The organism is Herbaspirillum sp. 1130, from assembly GCF_017833835.1.
Lineage (GTDB): Bacteria > Pseudomonadota > Gammaproteobacteria > Burkholderiales > Burkholderiaceae_D > Herbaspirillum > Herbaspirillum huttiense.
In genome coordinates this window covers 1,716,225-1,733,960 of sequence record NZ_JAFICQ010000001.1, presented here as the reverse complement: position 1 = coordinate 1,733,960, position 17,736 = coordinate 1,716,225, and the positions used below count along the sequence as shown (strand labels likewise).

Annotated in this window: 17 protein-coding genes; 11 read left to right on the top strand and 6 right to left on the bottom strand. The window is 63.6% G+C overall.

Annotated features, from left to right (window positions below):
- The first annotated feature begins 25 nt into the window (after positions 1-25).
- The 4 genes from JOD78_RS07715 (at position 26) to JOD78_RS07700 (ending at position 4,463) form a co-directional block, all read left to right on the top strand.
- Entirely contained in the window at positions 26-1,447 is a 1,422-nt protein-coding gene (locus JOD78_RS07715) for a M20 family metallopeptidase (RefSeq protein ID WP_134136123.1), read from the top strand.
- Positions 1,444-2,643, top strand: coding sequence for a M20 aminoacylase family protein (locus JOD78_RS07710; RefSeq protein ID WP_134136121.1), 1,200 nt, complete (start codon positions 1,444-1,446; stop codon positions 2,641-2,643). The genes JOD78_RS07715 and JOD78_RS07710 overlap by 4 nt, the downstream gene beginning before the upstream one ends.
- Before the next feature lie 435 nt (positions 2,644-3,078).
- Positions 3,079-3,390, top strand: coding sequence for a hypothetical protein (locus JOD78_RS07705; protein ID WP_121042171.1), 312 nt, complete (start codon positions 3,079-3,081; stop codon positions 3,388-3,390).
- Between the two features lie 404 nt (positions 3,391-3,794).
- Positions 3,795-4,463, top strand: coding sequence for a DUF2026 family protein (locus JOD78_RS07700; RefSeq protein ID WP_121042169.1), 669 nt, complete (start codon positions 3,795-3,797; stop codon positions 4,461-4,463).
- A gap of 1,524 nt (positions 4,464-5,987) precedes the next feature.
- On the opposite strand, the gene JOD78_RS07695 is transcribed toward JOD78_RS07700, so the two are convergent.
- From JOD78_RS07695 to JOD78_RS07680, 4 genes are all read right to left on the bottom strand, one after another.
- Positions 5,988-6,761 (bottom strand): DUF3299 domain-containing protein, encoded by a 774-nt coding sequence (locus JOD78_RS07695; RefSeq protein WP_121042167.1) that lies wholly within the window; start codon positions 6,759-6,761, stop codon positions 5,988-5,990.
- A gap of 15 nt (positions 6,762-6,776) precedes the next feature.
- Complete coding sequence (locus JOD78_RS07690) at positions 6,777-8,045, bottom strand: ABC transporter permease (RefSeq protein WP_121042165.1); 1,269 nt, start codon at positions 8,043-8,045, stop codon at positions 6,777-6,779.
- On the bottom strand, positions 8,042-8,776 hold the full coding sequence (locus JOD78_RS07685) for an ABC transporter ATP-binding protein (protein ID WP_204725689.1): 735 nt from the start codon (positions 8,774-8,776) through the stop codon (positions 8,042-8,044). Before JOD78_RS07685 ends, JOD78_RS07690 begins: the two co-directional genes overlap by 4 nt.
- Positions 8,777-8,895: 119 nt before the next feature.
- On the bottom strand, positions 8,896-9,489 hold the full coding sequence (locus tag JOD78_RS07680) for a DUF2796 domain-containing protein (protein WP_121042161.1): 594 nt from the start codon (positions 9,487-9,489) through the stop codon (positions 8,896-8,898).
- Positions 9,490-9,779: 290 nt separating this feature from the next.
- Between JOD78_RS07680 and JOD78_RS28215 the strand changes: the two genes are divergently transcribed.
- The 5 genes from JOD78_RS28215 to JOD78_RS07660 all read left to right on the top strand — a co-directional run bounded on the left by JOD78_RS28215 (position 9,780) and on the right by JOD78_RS07660 (position 13,023).
- Positions 9,780-9,911, top strand: a complete 132-nt coding sequence (locus JOD78_RS28215; RefSeq protein ID WP_256497406.1) for a hypothetical protein — start codon at positions 9,780-9,782, stop codon at positions 9,909-9,911.
- 1 nt (position 9,912) lies between these two features.
- Positions 9,913-10,749, top strand: coding sequence for a zinc ABC transporter ATP-binding protein AztA (gene aztA / locus JOD78_RS07675; RefSeq protein WP_039784849.1), 837 nt, complete (start codon positions 9,913-9,915; stop codon positions 10,747-10,749).
- Positions 10,746-11,633: a metal ABC transporter permease gene (locus tag JOD78_RS07670; protein WP_039784850.1), complete on the top strand. Its 888-nt coding sequence runs from the start codon at positions 10,746-10,748 to the stop codon at positions 11,631-11,633. Before aztA ends, JOD78_RS07670 begins: the two co-directional genes overlap by 4 nt.
- A gap of 59 nt (positions 11,634-11,692) precedes the next feature.
- Positions 11,693-12,625 (top strand): metal ABC transporter substrate-binding protein, encoded by a 933-nt coding sequence (locus JOD78_RS07665; protein WP_134136120.1) that lies wholly within the window; start codon positions 11,693-11,695, stop codon positions 12,623-12,625.
- Between the two features lie 80 nt (positions 12,626-12,705).
- Positions 12,706-13,023, top strand: coding sequence for a putative quinol monooxygenase (locus tag JOD78_RS07660; protein ID WP_209566997.1), 318 nt, complete (start codon positions 12,706-12,708; stop codon positions 13,021-13,023).
- A 45-nt stretch (positions 13,024-13,068) separates the two neighbouring features.
- On the opposite strand, the gene JOD78_RS07655 is transcribed toward JOD78_RS07660, so the two are convergent.
- Positions 13,069-14,007: a LysR substrate-binding domain-containing protein gene (locus tag JOD78_RS07655; RefSeq protein ID WP_034335739.1), complete on the bottom strand. Its 939-nt coding sequence runs from the start codon at positions 14,005-14,007 to the stop codon at positions 13,069-13,071.
- A 103-nt stretch (positions 14,008-14,110) separates the two neighbouring features.
- Here JOD78_RS07655 and JOD78_RS07650 point away from each other — a divergent pair, with 103 nt between their 5' ends.
- Together JOD78_RS07650 and JOD78_RS07645 are read left to right on the top strand one after the other, a co-directional pair.
- The gene (locus tag JOD78_RS07650; RefSeq protein WP_039785006.1) at positions 14,111-14,365 is read left to right on the top strand and encodes a hypothetical protein; all 255 of its coding nucleotides are present in this window, start codon (positions 14,111-14,113) and stop codon (positions 14,363-14,365) included.
- Positions 14,366-14,827: 462 nt separating this feature from the next.
- Entirely contained in the window at positions 14,828-16,843 is a 2,016-nt protein-coding gene (locus JOD78_RS07645; RefSeq protein WP_134136119.1) for a methyl-accepting chemotaxis protein, read from the top strand.
- A 24-nt stretch (positions 16,844-16,867) separates the two neighbouring features.
- On the opposite strand, the gene JOD78_RS07640 is transcribed toward JOD78_RS07645, so the two are convergent.
- Complete coding sequence (locus JOD78_RS07640; protein WP_121042155.1) at positions 16,868-17,665, bottom strand: uracil-DNA glycosylase; 798 nt, start codon at positions 17,663-17,665, stop codon at positions 16,868-16,870.
- Positions 17,666-17,736 lie beyond the last annotated feature (71 nt).

The following is a 17,736-nucleotide window of genomic DNA, read 5'->3' as shown; positions in this document are numbered from 1 at the left end:
CTGTAAAAAACCAAGGAGCAGCAGCATGAGCAGAGCACAAGCCATCGCCGGCGTACAGGCTTACTTCGACGACGGCCGTTTCATGGAAACCCTGAAGCGCCGCGTGGCCATCCGTACCGAGAGCCAGGAAGCGGCCAGCCTGCCCATCCTCTACGACTACCTGCGGCAGGAGATCACGCCTTATCTCGTCTCGCTGGGATTTGACTGCGAAGTGATCGACAATCCGTTGCCGGGCGGCAGTCCCTTCCTGATCGCCGAGCGCATCGAAGAGGGGGCCGCCTTCACCTTGCTGACCTACGGGCATGGCGACGTGGTGCGCGGCTATGACAATCAATGGCGCGCCGGCCTCTCGCCGTGGGAGATCGTGGTCGAGGGCGAACGCTGGTACGGACGCGGCATCGCCGACAACAAGGCCCAGCACACCATCAACCTGGCCGCGCTGGAAGAAGTCATGAAGGTACGCGGCGGCAAGCTCGGCTACAACGTCAAGCTGATCCTGGAAATGGGCGAGGAAACCGGGTCACCCGGCCTGAACGAAGTCTGCCGCCAGTATGCAGAGCGCCTGAAGGCTGATCTCTTCATCGCCTCCGACGGCCCGCGCGTGAACGCTCCCACGCCGACCATGTTCCTGGGCTCGCGCGGCGGCTGCAACTTTGATCTGACCTGCCATCTGCGCGACGGCGGCCATCACTCCGGCAACTGGGGCGGCCTGCTGCGCAATCCTGGCGTGCGCCTGGCCAATGCGATCGCCTGCCTGGTCGATGAACGCGGTGCCATCCGCGTGCCGGCCTTGCTGCCGGATGCCCTGCCGCAGAGCGTGCGCAAGGCCCTGGCCAGCGTCAAGCTGGGCGGCGGCCTCACCGATCCCGAGATCGATCCGGATTGGGGCGAGCCCGACCTCACGCCCGCCGAGCGCGTCTTCGGCTGGAATACGCTGGAAGTGCTGGCCTTCAAGACCGGCAATCCGGAGGCCCCCGTCAATGCCATTCCGGGGCGTGCCACGGCGCACTGCCAGATCCGCTTCGTGGTCGGCAGCGATGATGCGCATTTCATCGAACACATCCGCGCACATCTGGATGAGCACGGCTATGACGATGTGCAGGTGACGCTGTCGGGCGTGCAGTTTTCCGCGACCCGGCTCGATCCGGATGATGAATGGGTGCGCTGGGGCCTGGCCTCGCTGCAGGAGAGCACCGGCAAGACACCGACCTTGCTGCCCAACCTGGGAGGCTCGCTGCCCAACGATGTCTTCTCCGAGACCCTCGGCCTGCCGACGCTGTGGGTGCCGCACTCCTATCCGGCCTGCTCACAGCACGCGCCCAACGAGCATATACTGGCCAGCGTATCGCGCGAGTCGCTGCAGTTGATGGCGGGCCTGTTCTGGGACCTGGCCGAGCAGGGCCGCGATGTGCTGGCGCGACGCCCATCCCCCACGGAGAAACAATGAGTCACCCGCATGAACACGCCCTGTGCGAGGTCGCCGACCTGCACGATATCCACGACGAAATCACCGGCATCCGCCGCCATCTGCACCAGCATCCCGAACTGTCCTTCGAGGAAGTCGATACCGCTGCCCTGGTCGCCTCGCGCCTGGAAGAGTGGGGCTATGCCGTCACCCGCCACATCGGCGGCAATGGCCTGGTCGCCACCCTCAAAGCCGGCAGCAGTACCCGCAGCATCGGCCTGCGCGCCGACATGGATGCCTTGCCCATCCACGAAGAAACCGGCCTGGACTGGGCCAGCGTGAAGCCCGGTGCCATGCACGCCTGCGGCCATGATGGCCATACCGCCATGCTGCTGGGGGCGGCCAAGCACCTGGCCCGCACGCGCCGTTTTGATGGCACGCTGCACCTGATCTTCCAGCCGGCCGAAGAAGCCGGCTTCGACAGCGGCGCGCAGAAGATGCTGGCCGATGGGCTCTTCGAACGTTTTCCCTGCGATGCCGTCTTTGGCATCCACAATCATCCGGGCGTGGAAGCGGGCACATTCATGTTCAGGAGCGGTCCCTTCATGGCGGCCTGCGATACCGTCAAGATCCGCCTCACCGGGCGCGGCAGCCACGCGGCGCGTCCGCACCTGTCGGTCGATCCGGTGGTGGCCGCCGCCAGCCTGGTGATGGCCTTGCAGACGGTGGTCTCGCGCAATGTCGATCCGATGGAAACGGCAGTGGTCACGGTGGGCAGCCTGCATGCGGGCAAGGCCTCCAACGTGATTCCCGAATTCGCCACGCTGGAGTTGAGCGTGCGCTCCTTCAAGCCCGAGGTGCGCGCGTTGCTGGAAGAGCGCATCCGCGCCTTGGTGGCGCTGCATGCCGAGAGCTACGGTGCGCGGGCAGATATCGAGTACCTGCGCGGCTATCCGGTGCTGGTCAACAGCGATGCCGAAACCGAATTCGCCCGTAGCGTGGCTGAGGAACTGGTGGGTGCGGAGAAGGTGATCGCGCCCTTCGGTCCGATTGCCGGCAGCGAGGATTTTGCCTACTTCCTGCAACAGCGCCCTGGCTGCTTCTTGCGGGTGGGCAACGGGCAGGGCCAGCCCATGCTGCACAACGCAGGCTACGATTTCAATGATGCCAACATCCCGGTGGGAGCCGCCTTCTGGACCCGGCTGGTGGAGCGATGGCTGTCCGTCAAGGCTGGCTGAGAGGGGCAGCGCGAGGCTTATGCATCAACAGCATAAGCGCATGACGAATGCTTCGTTTTCAGCCGCTGCGTAGCCCGGTACATTGAGGGCGTCTCCTCAGACGTCCTTGGACTTGGACAATTCGAGCCTGAACCCGCCACGCGCAAGCCTGGCGGGTTTTTTTTCGGCTGTTTCCCTGCGGCAGCTCGGCATGAAATTCACGTAACTTTTACAGGTCATGGAAGAGCTTGATATGCGGCAAAGCCTTGTGCCAGCTTGCTGTCGAGCTGACAAGCCGCGTTGCAGGATCAGGAATTTCCCGATGTTCGCAGTCACGTTGGGCCACTACCATGGGAACCAATGAAACACGGTCTGTGCCCCGGACCCCCGACCACACAGTGGGGTCGTGACTGGCACGCAAGACCTTGACCAAGAATCTTGCCTCAGGAGCCAGCCATGCATTTCGTTACCGAATCCGTACCGGGTGAAATCACCCTGATGTTCATCAGCTACCTGGTCTTCTGCACCGTACTGATGTATCTCTTCGTCAAGACCGACAAGGAGTGGGGCAGCCTGGAAGTGTCGCTGGACGACATCGGCCGGCGCGACCAGCAGGTGATGGCCTCGGCCCTGCGCTACGTGAAGGTGGATGCCGAAGACCGTTCGCTGTTCGACAATGGCCTGACCCGGCCGTCGCTGCAGCACTGCGCACAGTATCACGATGTCGATTGCACCTGCTTCATGCAGGAACCGAAGAAGCCGGATTGAATTCCAGGGGAGCAGTGCCTGGGGGCGAGGGATAGCAGGGGAAGTGAGGGGAAGTGAAGGGAAGTGAAGCGAGGGGGAGTGAAGCAGCAAAGGCAGTACCGTTGCGTGGCACTAGGGGTAGTGCCTGCAACAACAGCAAGCATCCGCAGCAGCAGTGAACCAATGTCGTTTCGTTTTGCAATGGGTTTGTAGTGGTAGTTGCAGTTGCAGTGCGTAGCAGCAGTTGAAGTAGCCGTAGCAGTAGCAGCAGAGTTTTGCGTAGTAAACATGTCTTGAGGGTGGAACGGCAAGTCGTGCAGCCGCTTTTGTTCCAAAGCGCGTCACGCAACGGGAGTGTGCAGTCCGGCACACCCGTGGAGCGGCCTAGCGGCTTGCCCGTTCTTTTCCATGAGAAAATAGCGCCCATGCAAAGCTCACATTCCTCCGCGCAGAACCTGCGCCCATTGATCCCCCTGGCCGATTACCAACGCATCTTCCGCGTCATCCATTCCGTGCTGCACAGCGTGGAAGCGGACATCCCGGCCGCCAGTTTCTTCTTTTCCGTCACCGCCGCCCAGATCCTCAAGAAGTTCTACAAGCGCAATGCCTTCCCCGTCGCCGGTGCGGCGTTCTACCTGATTCGTGAAGATGGCGGCGGTGCGCTGTCCTTCGGTTCACTGGCCGAAGACGGCCAAAGCGTGAACAGCCATCAGGATGCCTTCCACGCCTGGGTGCAGTGCGATGGCTATGCGCTGGACTTCATGGCACCGCTGTTCCAGGAGCTGCTGGTCTCGGCCGGCCACCCGCTGCCGGTGCCGCGCCAGATGTTCCAGAAGGACTTGCAGCGCATGAGCGCGGACGTGCAGGAACTGGCCAAGCCGGGCGACTTCTTCCTGGCCTCCAACCTGGAACTGACACGCGAGCTGCTGCAGCAGTTCATGGCCAAGAAGGCGCTGACCAATCTCTCGCAACTGTGCCTGGAATGGTTCCGCAAGCCGCCCAAGGCCATGCCGGATGACCTGGCCCTGCAAGGCGCCGATGGCGAAGTCTCGCGCATCAAACTGCAGGCCACGGCCATCGAAGGCGTCTGGTAAGACGTCCGTCGTTTTTCTTCAGTAATGTAGTTCGGGAATGTCATGGAGGCGGACGCCTCCGAGAGGAGGGTGTGCTGGACAGATGTCCAACACACCATGCGATCATGCATATCGGTTGCATGTACCGCACTAAGATTCACACTATAGTTCGTCGTTATGACGGCTTCATGACATTTTCGGTATCACTTTTCTCCCGGCCGCTGCCGCTCTCGCTTTTTCCTTCATATCCCCTGAGCACTGTCATGGCGCGGTCATACGCGGCCACTAGACTTCAACACGTCTCCTCTGACCCTGTGCAGATGTTGTTGCCTGCGATGCGAGCGCGTCGCAGGCCTTTTTTTCTGCGGGTCAGCCAGTTTCTCCCAGCTTCATGCTTCACGCCCAGGCCGGACAGTGGCGTCGTAACCCGGCAGGTCGCACACGTAATGGAAGCCGCAGTCCTCCCTTCCCGTCAGGCGCAAGCTTGTCGGTGCGCGGCGCGGGGTGCGTCCCTCCCTTCCGGGCAGGCTCCGTCACCGGGGCCTGCTCATCGCTTTTTCCTCTCTTCTGCTCCCCGTGTTGCCCGCCGGTTGCCCATCCGCTGCCCTGGTGGTGAATTCCCTTTGCAATCAACGACTTGATGCGCTTACCCAGCGCTTTTCCACAGGCTTGCTCCCAAAAAATGTGGATATCCATGCAAGGGCTGCAGGCCAACGGGCCTTGCCCGTCTCGTATCATTTTTCATAAAGCCCTTAACAATCAATGGCTTGAGTGGCTTGTCCAGTGCTTTTCCACAGGCTTGCTCCCAAAAAGTGTGGATATCACCCCGCTCGGCCAGTCTGGGCGCGGCTTTGCGGCGGACGGACTGGTGCGCCAAAAAACTGCCCGGGTTTGCATCTGAAATAGTTTTTCCTTTGTAATCAATTACTTGGATCTCTTGTCAAGCGCTTGTCCACAGGCTTGCTCCCAAAATGTGTGGATATCCTGCCGAAAGCGCCTGGCAATGCCGTATTTCGAGTCCGGAGCAAGCTGAAAAGCCAAGGTCGGGCGTATTTGGGTGGTCTTTGCCAGCCGCAGTTGCGATAATGAAAAGTTGTTTGGAATCAACGGCTTGAGTGGCTTGTCAAGTGCTTCTCCACAAGCTTGCTCCCAGAAAATGTGGATATCCTTGCAGGTCCTGCAACGCTTATCGGGTCTGCCGGGCCGCCCGTTTTTTGCCTGCTGCAGCCTCGGCTAAGGAAAGTCCTTTGCAATCAAGACCTTGCCTGACTTGCCCAGCGCTTCTCCACAGGCTTGCTCCCAAAAAATGTGGATATCCGCTCACGGGACGGGGACAAGTCAGCGCCGCGAGATGGGCGGAAGGCGACTGCACCATTTCTGCGCGCTGCCGAGGCGGGAGGGAAAAGTACTGAAGAATCAAGGGCTTGGGTGGCTTGTCAAAGCCTTGTCCACAAGCTTGCCCCCGTAAAATGTGGATAAGGCCTGCGCAGGGCAGGCCTTGGAGGAGGCAGAGGAGAAACTGGGGATAAGCCGTCGGGCGACGACTCAGCTCTTGTCCGGCGCGCTGTAGGGTTCAACGCTGACCGCTTTCATGCTGTAGCTGGAGGCCCCCATGGAAGAATCCGAGCGTTCCACCTTGAGCACGCCGCTGATCCACACCGCATCCATGGTGCGCACATTCTTGACGGCCTTGGCGCTCTTGACGTGAATGATCTGGTTGGCCGGCGGTGGCGGCACGTGAATGCAGGCACCGAAGTAGGGGACCAGCAGGAATTCCTTGAGTGCCTCGCCTTCCCGGTCCAGGGATACCACAAAGCCGGGCAGGCGCACCGGCTTGCCTTCCATGGCCGGGTCGACCGGGGCATCCTTCCAGTATTTCTTGGCCTTCCACAGCGCCGCATCGGCACGCGGATCGTCATCGGTCATCTGGTCCAGTTTCAAGCCCTTGAAGGGGGCCATCGGGTCCCAGTCCTTGGGGATCAACGATTCCCAGGCGATCTCCTGGAAGCCGTTCACCATCTTGCCCGAGGCCTGGTAAGGCTTTTCGGTCACGGCGGCACTTTGCTGCAACTGGTCGCCGACCTTGTAGGGGCCGTTGGATGCGTCCGCCACGCCCGGCACGGTGCTGCCGGCATCGGCGCGTGCCGTGACAGCGGGGACCGCGCCGGCCAGCGCGGCAGACGTCGCCGGGGCTGCGCTGACCGCTGCAGGCGCGGCCGCCGGGGCCGCGTGGGCGTTGACTTGCGAGAGCAGGCGCACGCCGAGCCCGGCCCACAGGCCGGCGACCACGATGCCGCCTATCCAGTAAAGAGTCTTCATATCATTGCTTCCAGATCAGAGTCTTGGTGTCAGGCCGTCCGACAGGCTCAGGCGATACGCGCGCCAGGCCGGCAACAGGCTGGCCACCAGTCCGGCCAGCACGGTCCAGAGCAGCAATTGTAATTCGCCTGCCGCCGGCCAGGCGGGATGCAGGGCGATGCCGAACTGGTCAGCCAGCATCGGCCCCAGCACCCAGATCAGTCCGCTCAGCAGCAACAGCCCCGCCAGCACGCCGCACAGCATCACGCCCAATCCCTCCACGCACAGCAGCCACAGCACATCCAGCGGACGCGCTCCGACCGAGCGCAGAATGGCTAGCTCGCGCCGCCGCTCGCCCAGGCTGGCCAGGATCGCCGCCACCAGCCCGGCCAGGCCGACCACCACCACCATGCCCGAGACCACCAGCAAGGCGTTCTCGCCGATGCCGACCACGTCCCATAACTGGTCCAGCGCCACGCCCGGCAGCACGGCCATCAACGGCTCCTTGAAGCCATCGCCATCCGCAATGGCGCGCTGCACGGCGAACACCCGGGCGCGGCTCTTCAGGCCCACCAGGACGGCGGTGATGCTGGTCGGCGTCAGGTTGAATTTCTTCACGAATTCGGCCGGGATATGCACCCCCGGCAAGGGCGCACCGCCTTCCCAGTCAAGGTGGATGGCCTGCATGCCATCCAGGCCGATATGTACCGTGCGGTCCACCGGGGTGCCGGTGCGGGCCAGGATGCCGACCACCTTGAAGGGTTTGTCGGCGTGCTGGGTCAGCCCGAGACCACCCATGCCGTGGGCCAGCACGATGACGTCACCGAGGTGATAGTGCAACTTGTCGGCCACGTCCGCCCCCAGCACGGCATCGAAGACGCCGGCAAAGGGCTGGCCTTGGGCCAGCTTGAGCGACTGGCCGCTGCCATAGCGGAAATGGGTGAAGTAATCGCCATTGGTGGCCAGCACCGGGAAGCCGCGATGGGAATCGCCCAGCGAGATCGGGATGGTCCAGGCCACCGCGGGATTGCGCGCCAGGGTCTGGGCACTGTCCCAACCCATGTTGTTGGTGGCCCCGCCGATGCGGAAGATGGCGTACAGCATCAGCTGGATCGGACTGGTCCGCGCACCGACCACCAGGTCCGTGCCGGACACCGATTGCGAGAACCCGGCCCGCACTTCATGGCGCACCCGTTCGATGCCCAGCAGCATGGTGGTGGAGAGGGCAATGGCCAGCAGCATCAGCCCCAGCGTGAAGCGCCGGTTCCAGGCGCTGCGCGCGGCCAGTCGCAGGAGCAGCTTCATGCGGCCTCCTCGGGGCGGGCGGCCTGGTTCAGCTGTTCCAGCGCGATGCGGCGGTTGAAGCGTTCGGCCAGGCGCTGGTCGTGGCTGACGAAGACCAGTGCCGCGCCGCTCTGCGCGCATTCACGCTGCAGCAGGTCGAGGAAGGCTTGCTGGCGGTCGCTGTCCAGGGCCGAGGTCGGTTCATCGGCGACGATGATTTCCGGACGGCCGATCAGCGAGCGCGCGGCGGCCACGCGTTGCTGCTGGCCGATGGAGAGTTGGGTCACGGGGCGCGTCCACAGGGCCGGTGCCAGATCCAGCGCCGCCAGCAGGGATTGCGCCACGCTCTTGAGATCGGCCCCTTGCTGGCCGGCGCGCTCCCTGCGGTAGGACGAGAACTGGCAGGGCAACAGCACGTTGTCGAGGATCGACAGATAAGGCAGCAGATTGAACTGCTGGAAGATGAAACCGATGTGATCCACCCGGAAGCGGTCCCGGCGCGCCGCCGAGAGGCTGTGCAGCGACTGGCCCAGGACTTCCACGGTGCCGGCCTGCGGCACGATGATGCCGCCGATGGCGGCCAGCAGGGTGCTCTTGCCGCTGCCGCTGGGGCCGCTGACGAAGACATGTTCACCAGCCGCGACCTGGAAATGCGGCAAGGCCAGCGCCGGGTGCGTCTGGCCGGGCCAGGTGAAGCGCAGCTCGCGCATGGCGATGGCTGCGGCCGGGGAGGGGCGTTCAGGGAGAGTCATGACAACATGAAGGAAAAGCGCAGGAGTGCCGAGGCAGAGGGGCAGGGCCGATCATAGCGCCGCTGCCTGTCATTGGCCTGACTGGCCGCCGGGGCAAGTGGCCCCGGCGGTTCGGAGGATCAGTTCAGGGGGATCAGGGCGCTGCCTGGCACCAGTTGCACCGCACCTTGCTTCTTGGGCGTGGCCAGTTGCACGTCGATGCGCTGGAAGCCAGGGAAGGCGGCAAACAGGCCGCTCACATCCACCGTATTGAGTGCGCCAGGGGTGGCGCAGACCAGGGTGAAATCGCCATCGAGGTCGGCATGGCCATCGCTGGGGGCGGGCTCGCTGCTGGCGGGCGTCTTCTCACCCAGGAGAGCCGGTGGCAGCACGGCCGACTCCAGCTGTACTTCGGCCGGCTTGCACTGGGCAGCGGCATCGGTGGCGAACATGCGGTTGACCTCACGCAGGTTCTTGACGGCGGCGCGCACGGTGTCCTTGTCCTTGCCGCTGCTGGCGGCGTGTTCGAAGCCGACCAGGTTGATCAGCGGGCTGTCCAGGTGCAAAGTCAGGGTGTTGCCCTCCAGGGCCACGTCCAGCTTGCCCACGCCGTGCACGTGCGCGGGATGGTTGCCATGATGGTCATGGCCTTCATCGGCGGCCAGCGCAGGCAGGCTGGCCAGGGACAGCAGGACGAGAGGAATCAGGCGCAACGATGGACGGGATCGGAACATGGGCGGCTTCTTTCTTGTGCTTGTTGTAAAGAGAATTTAAGGGGGGCGGCAAACCGGCAACGCAAGGAAACAGACTGCAAACCAGGGCAGAAGATCCGCCCTCAGAGCGGCATTGTGCCCCGGACCAAGGGCAGATTTGCAGCGTTGTTACATTCTGCAACAGGGTTGCATTATAATGCCTGCTTTTCCTGTTTCTGCAACTCGGTTGCGCCAACGGGCAAGTGTGCTCTTCCCGGCCTTGCTGGCCGCCTTGTCCGGTGCCCGTGTTGCTTCTTCTCAGATTGCCTGCCGTGTCGTTTCTCTCTCGATTCCTGTTGAAGCAAGGCGTGCTCGCCAGCCCCTGGTGGGAGCGTGTGCTGGCCGTTGTGCCCGTAGTCCTGCTGCTGTGGCTGGGCGTGCACTGGGCCTTGGGGGAGGGCTGACATGGACGCTGCCATCTCGCTGGACAACCTCACCGTCAGCTATCGCCGCCATCCGGCCCTGCACCATGTCAACGGGGCCTTTGCGCGTGGTTCGCTCACGGCCATCGTCGGTCCCAACGGGGCCGGCAAGAGCACTCTGCTCAAGACCATGCTGGGGCTGGTGCGCTGCAATGACGGACGCGTGCATACCCATGTCGATGCACGCCGCATCGCCTACCTGCCGCAGCAGGCCGAGATTGACCGCAGCTTCCCCATCACGGTGATCGACTGCGTGCAACTGGGTTACTGGCAGGCCAAGGGCAACTGGGGCGGCATCGACGCCGCCATGCGCCAGCGTGCGGTGCAGGCGCTGGCGGCAGTCGGGCTGGACGGTTTTGCCGGACGCCCGGTGTCCAGCCTCTCGGTCGGGCAGTTCCAGCGCGTGCTGTTTGCCCGCATCCTGCTGCAAGATGCCGAGGTGATCCTGCTGGATGAACCCTTCAATGCCATCGACGCCCGCACCACCGGCGACCTGCTGCGCATCATCTCGGCCTGGCATGCCGAACGCCGTACCGTCATTGCGGTGCTGCACGACCACGACCAGGTGCGCCGCGCCTTCCCGCAGACCTTGCTGCTGGCGCGCAATGTGGTGGCCTGGGGCGAGACGGCCGAGGTCATGTGTGAAGAAAACCTGCAGCGCGCCCGCGCCATGGCCGAGGCGGTCGATGAGCATGCCGGCGTCTGCGAGGTGAGCGAGGCGGAAGTGCTGGCCTTGTCGCGCGTGCATGACCATGCGCATGAACATTCACATGGGCATCCCCACGCGCACCATGCCGCCAGCCCGGGAGGCCAGGCATGAGTGTACTTTCGACGTTGCAAACGCTGGCCATTGCCCCGTTCCTGGAATTTTCCTTCATGCGCCGCGCTTTGGTGGCTGCTTTTGCCCTGGCGCTGGGGAGTGCCCCGCTGGGCGTGCTGCTGACCCTGCGCCGCATGAGCCTGTTCGGTGAGGCCCTGAGCCACGCCGTGCTGCCGGGCGTGGCGGTGGGGTTCATCTTCTTCGGCCTGTCGCTGCCGGCGCTGTCCATCGGCGGATTCGCCGCCGGGGTGCTGGTGGTGGCCGTGGCCGGCTGGATCAGCCGCCATACCGAACTGAAGGAAGACGCGAGCCTGGCCGCCATCTACGTGGTCGCTCTGGCGCTGGGCGTGATCCTGATTTCGCGCCACGGCACCCAGCTCGATCTGCTGCACATCCTCTTCGGCAACGTGCTGGGCGTGGACAGCGAAGGCCTGGTACTCATTGCCGGTGTGGCCAGCGCCAGCGTGCTGGGCATCGCCGCGCTCTATCGCGGGTTGCTGCTGGAGAGCTTCGATCCTTCCTACATGGCCGTGGGCGGCGGACGCAGCGGCGGTGCGATCTACCAGCAGGTATTCCTGATGCTGGTGGTGATGAACCTGGTGGCCTCCTTCCAGACCCTGGGCACCTTGATGGCGGTCGGCCTGATGATGCTGCCGGCGGTCTCGGCGCGGCTGTGGCACGACACCTTGCCTGCGCAGCTGTGCAACAGCGTGCTGCAGGCGGCGCTGGCCGGGTATGCAGGGCTGCTGATCTCGTATTACGCCTCGGTGCCGTCCGGCCCCGTCATCATCGTCTGCGCGGGCGTGCTGTATGCCGCCTCGCTGCTGTTGGCCCCGCGCGGCTGGCTGCCGCGCCTGTTGCGGCGACCGCACCTGCAGGCCTGAGACTTCACTTTCTCCTGTCTATTGCTGATTTCTTCTGCTTCTCTTTCTCCGGAGTATTCATGAAACTGTTTCGTCCTCTCTCTGCGCTGCTGGCGGCCCTGGCCGTGGCGGCGAGCCTGCCGGCGGCCGCTGCCGAGCGCATCCCGGTGCTGGCCAGCTTCAGCATCCTGGGCGACGTGGTCGCCAATGTCGGCGGCGAGCGCATCGCCGTCTCCACCCTGGTCGGTCCGGATGAAGATGCGCACGTCTTCCAGCCCGCGCCGGATGACATCAAGGCGGTCTCGCGTGCCAAACTGATCGTGGTCAATGGCCTCGGTTTCGAAGGCTGGATGGAGCGCCTGGCGCAGTCGGCCAATTACCGTGGCCCCATCGTGGTGGCTTCGGCCGGCATCAAGCCGCGCGAGCGCGTGGGTGACGATGAGGACGATCACGCCCACGGTGCCGGACATGAACATCACGGCAAGGACGACCCGCACGCCTGGCAGGATCCGCAGAACGTGATCGTCTACACCCGCAACATCGTCACCGCCCTGGCCAAGCTGGACCCGGCCGGTGCCGAGGTCTACCGCAAGAACGGCGAGGCCTATGTCGCCAAGCTGCAGGACCTGGATGCCTGGGCTGCACGCCAGTTCAGCCAGATCCCGGATGCCAAGCGCAAGGTCATCACCTCGCATGACGCCTTTGAATACTTCGGTGCGCGCTACAAGGTGCGCTTCCTGGCTGCGCAGGGCGTGTCTACCGACAGCGAACCCAGCGCCCGCGAGGTGGCTTCGCTGATCCGCCAGATCCGCAGCGAGAAGATCAAGGCCCTGTTCTTCGAGAACATGAGCAACCCCAAGCTGCTGCAGCAGATCGCCCGCGAATCCGGGACGGCACCGGGCGGCAAGCTGTACGCCGATGCATTGTCGAAACCGGATGGCCCGGCAGCGGACTACCTCTCGCTGATGCGCTACAACATCACGCAATTGCTGGAAAAGATCCGTCTCAACTGAGGCGCGACAAATCGCGTATGCTGGTGGCCCCGCGCCGCCGCCCTGGCGGCGTCCGTCACCTTGCATAGGAGAATTCCCGCATGAGCACCGTTACCGTCGTCGCCATCATCACCGCCAAGCCCGGCCAGCGTGAAGCGCTGCTGGCCATCGCCCGCGCCAACCTGGCCGCCGTGCGTGCCGAGGAAGGCTGCATCGAATATGGACTGGTGGTGGATGTGGATGGCTTCGGCCCGAACCAGGCGCCGCTGGGGCAGGATACCTTCGCCTTCGTCGAGAAGTGGAAGGACGAAGAAGCGCTGAAACTGCACTTCACCCTGCCGCACATGACTGACTATCGCGAGAAGTCCAAGGACCTGATCGCAGATCGCAAGGTGCATGTGCTGAAGTCGGCGGACTGATCCTCGCCGCGTTTGTCCCCGCGCCCGGCGCGGGGATGGACTCCCTCAATATTCGCCAGGAAAATCCGCCGGCCAGGTCTGCTGCGGATCGAACGAAGACGCTTGGCCCATCTGCTTCAACCACGTGATGAAAGTCTTCAGTGCCGGATTGGTGTCGGCGCTGCTGCGATAGAGCATGTGGTAACCCTCCCCGTGCAGCACGATCTCCGGAAACAGCCGCACCAGCCGGCCTGCGGCCAGATCGTCATCCACCAGCGCCAGCGTGCCCATGCCCACCCCCTGATCAGTAGCAGCCGCCTGCAGGCTCAGGAAGGAATGTTCATAGACCGTCCCCGGCATCTTGCGCCGCACCGCCACCCCGGCCTTGCCCAGCCACTGCGACCAGGCCGCTGACCGGCTGGAGAGGTGGATCAGCGGCACCTCCACGAAATCGCGCGGGACCCGGATCGGGTGCGTCTCCAGGAAGTGCGGCGAGGCCAGCGGCACCGACACGTCATCCAGGAAGCGCACGCAGTCGTAGCCGCTGCGCTCCAGCGGGCTGCGCCAGATGATCACGTCGAAAGGATCCTTCACATCCTCGAAATACTCCGACATGGTCGTGGTGACGCGCACCTCGATCCGCGGGTTGTCAATCTGGAACTGCGACAGGCGCGGAATCAGCCAGCGCATGGCCACCGAGGGCGCGGCGATCAGGCGCACCACGCGGCTCTTGCCGGCCAGCGACAGCTGTTCGGCCGCCAGCGCAATGCGGTCCAGGCTGGCCTTGACCTCGGCATAGAAGGCCAGGGCCGCTTCTGTGGGTTCCACGCCACGCGACTGGCGTAAAAACAACGGTTGTTCGAAATACTCTTCCAGCGTTTTGATCTGCTGGCTGACCGCGCTATGGGTGATGAAAAGTTCATGGGCCGCCAGCGTCAGACTCCGCGTCCGGACTGCCGCTTCGAACACCTTGAGGGCCTTGAGCGGGGGTAAGGATGAAGACATGCTGTAAGAAAAACTTATAGTGGTGACGGAAAATGTTGCTTTGCAAAAGCCAGGGGCGACCTTATTCTTCAATCACCCAAACGTCAAACAGAAGGAATTCATCGTGAACAACGTCAGTATATTGGCAAAAGATGCCGGTTTTTCTAACAATTTGCGCTCCCTGGTCGAGCTGGTGAAGTTTGCTGTCCAGCAAGTCATCGCCGCCCATGCCCTGAAGCCCGTGCGCAACGATGCTACCGACCTGCATGACGCCGCCTACTTCGAAGGCGTGACCGACCACTTCGAAATGGAAGTGCGCCTGCGCCAGCTGGATCACAGCCACCTGCACGCCGTCTGGAAGCTGCAATCGCAGATCTGAATGCCGATGCGGCCAGCTTGATGGCAGCCCCCGCAGCAATGAAGTACCGCAGTACCCGGCAGGACCAGGCCCGATGCGCCTGAAGAACGACGAAGAAGAGACCGGCTCCGCATGCCCGGAGCCGCAGCAGGCAGCCAGCAGTCGCCCACAGAGGCAGACCCTGCCCGACGCATCTCCGTAGTACCCGTATTAACCGCAACGGTGGCCTGATGGCCGACAGCACCCCCAACATGGCCAGGTGCACGCTGCGTTGAACACCCCCGATCCCCGCTGCTGCGGGGATTTGTCGTTTACGCGTGTGTTTCCTGAAAAGCCATGCCGTCTTGCCCGCTCCTGACACTTTCCTCTTAACAAAAATGACATCGCGCGGTAGTGGAGCACTGCTATATTTGTCGCGGGGAAAAGAAATATGTTGCTGTTCATGCAGGTTCCGCTTCATTGCTTCTTACAGGGGAGTTCGCCATGTTGTCTTCACTTCGTGCCCGGCTGATCGTCATTTGCGTACTGATCGTGGCGGTGGCCATGATCGTTCTCAGTGGTGCCAACATCTACACCGTCCGCAGCGATACGCTGGAGGGCATTTCGACCCAGACCCGCCAGCTCACCGAAAGCTACGCCGCCAACATCACCGAGTGGGTGCGCAGCAAACGCATCATCACCGGGGCCATGAAGCAGGCCTTGAAGCAGAGCGATGTCCTGCCCATCGTCGCGGCGGCTCAGGAAGCAGGTTCCTTTGACGACGCCTACATCGGCTATCCCGACAAGCGCATGCTGGCCCTGCACCCGATGCCGGCCGGCTACGATCCGACCGCGCGGCCCTGGTACAAGCAGGCGGTCGATGCCGGCAAGCCGGTACTCACTGCCCCCTACGTGGACGCTACCACCGGCAAGCTGGTCGTGACCTTCGCCGAGCCGGTCAGCGACAAGGGGACCCTGCAGGCCGTGCTGGGCTCGGACGTGCAACTCGACAACGTGGTGCGTACCGTGGCCGGCATCAAGCCCACGCCATCCAGCTTCGCCTTCATCGTCGGCAAGGATGGCCTCATCATCACCCACCCCAACAAGGAGCTGGCCTTGAAGCCGGTGTCGGCGCTGGACCAGAATCTCTCCGCCGCCTCGCTGGCGGGCATGAAGCAGGGCGGCAGCGCGACCATCGGCGGCGTACCCTATCTGCTCTTTACGCAACCCATCGACAACACTGACTGGTCGCTGGTGGTGGCGCTGGATTATCGCGAGGCCACGCATGCGGTTGGGGCGCTGATGGCGCTGGCGGTGATTCTGGCCGTGGTGGCCATCGTCGCGGCGGCATTGCTGCTGAGCTACACCATCACGCGCCTGCTGCGCCGCCTGGGCGTGGTGCGCAATGCGATGGAAGAAATCGCGTCAGGTGACGGCGATCTTACGCGCCGGCTCGATACCAGCGGCAAGGATGAACTGGCGCAAATTTCCCGCGCCTTCAATCACTTTGCCGACAAGATCTCGCGCACCTTGCTCGATATCCGGCGCGCCAGCGAGTCTGTGAAGGTTTCTTCCAGCGAAATCGCCAGCGGCAACATGGACCTGTCCGCCCGCACCGAGCAGCAGGCAGGTTCGCTGGAAGAGACCGCCTCGGCGATGGAAGAACTCACCTCGACCGTGAAGCAAAACGCCGATAACGCCCGCCAGGCCAACCAGCTGGCGGTGTCGGCCTCGGATGTGGCGGTGCATGGTGGCACCGTGGTGGGCCAGGTGGTCAGCACCATGAGTTCCATCAATGAGTCTTCCCGCAAGATCGTCGACATCATCAGCGTCATAGATGGCATCGCCTTCCAGACCAATATCCTGGCCTTGAATGCTGCCGTGGAAGCGGCGCGTGCCGGTGAGCAGGGGCGCGGGTTTGCGGTGGTGGCGTCGGAAGTGCGTTCCCTCGCGCAGCGCTCGGCCACGGCCGCCAAGGAGATCAAGCAGCTCATCGATGACTCGGTGCAGAAGGTGGAAGCGGGCAGCCAGCTGGTGGCCCAGGCCGGTTCGACCATGGATGAAGTGGTCTCCAGCGTGCGCCGCGTGACAGACATCGTGGGTGAGATCAGTTCAGCCAGCCAGGAGCAGAGTGCCGGCATCACCGAAGTGGGCAATGCCGTGACCCTGATGGATGAGGCGACCCAGCAGAACGCGGCGCTGGTGGAGGAAGCAGCGGCAGCGGCCAAGTCCCTGCAGGAACAGGCGGCTCACTTGGCTGCCGTGGTGGCGGGCTTCAAGCTGGATGAAAGCGGCGGGGCCGCACCGATCACGCCGCCGCCGGTTCATCATGCAGCCCCGCCGCCGGCTGCAGCAGCCCGTCCGGCACCGGTCAACATCACGCCCAAGCCGGCACCGCTGAAGGCCAAGCCCGCCAGCAAGCCTGCGCTGCCGGCCGAACCGGCTGCGCCTGCCGCGCCCAAGGCCGCACCGAAAGCACCGCCCAAGAGCAGTGGTGGCGACGACTGGGAAGAATTCTGAGCGAGGAAATGGAAGCGGGCCGCCTCAGGCCCGCTTCTTCAGCAACTGCATGGGCGCAAACAATTGCTGCATGCCGCTGTGCTCGATGAAGCTGAGGTTGTAGGGATGCTCGGCCACCGCGCGCGGGAATTGCGCTACCAGCGGCAGGCCGCTCAGCTGCTCGGCGATCTTCCCCCACAGCACCAGGGTCGGCAGGGGTTTTCCCTGTGTCTGGCCATGCTCGGCCAGGGCACGCAATACCGTCTCAAAGAAGGGCTTCCAGCCCTTGGCATCCTTGACCGGGGCGACATGGCTGCGGAACACCAGGCTGGCATTGAGCAGCAGGAAGCCTTGCGCAGTCAGGTTGTCCTGCAGGTCGGCCAGGGTCTGGATGCTGCCTTCGACATCGGCCTGGGCCTGCGCCGCAATGCCGGCCAGCGCATCGCCACTGGTCTGGCCCGCCTGCAGCGCGCCTTCGGCCACCAGCAGCATCTTCATGAAATTGCGCAGCGAGGTCGCCCGATTGACCTGCTTGGACAAGCCCTTTTCCGACCACAGCGAACCCACCGCGCCATCCATGAAGCACACGCCGGTGGCGCTGGCCGCGCGCGGGTAGGGGCCTTCGCCCACCAGTACGTAGCGCACCTGGTCCATGGGCTGCGTGAAGGCTGCGAACAGGCGGCCTTCGGTGGGCAGGTAATCGTCCTGCGCCAAGGTGGGCAGATAGGCGGGATCGGCTTGCTGGATCGCCTCCAGGCCGGCGCGCAGGGCGGCATGCCAAGAGGGATGGGCGGTGTGGATCAGGTCGAGCAGGGGAGCGGGGAGGGCGGAAACGGAAGACATGGAAAATGAAGGGGAGGCACGGCCGTATGAATGAAGTGGCGGCATTGTATACCGCCCGGCCGGCCTCCCTG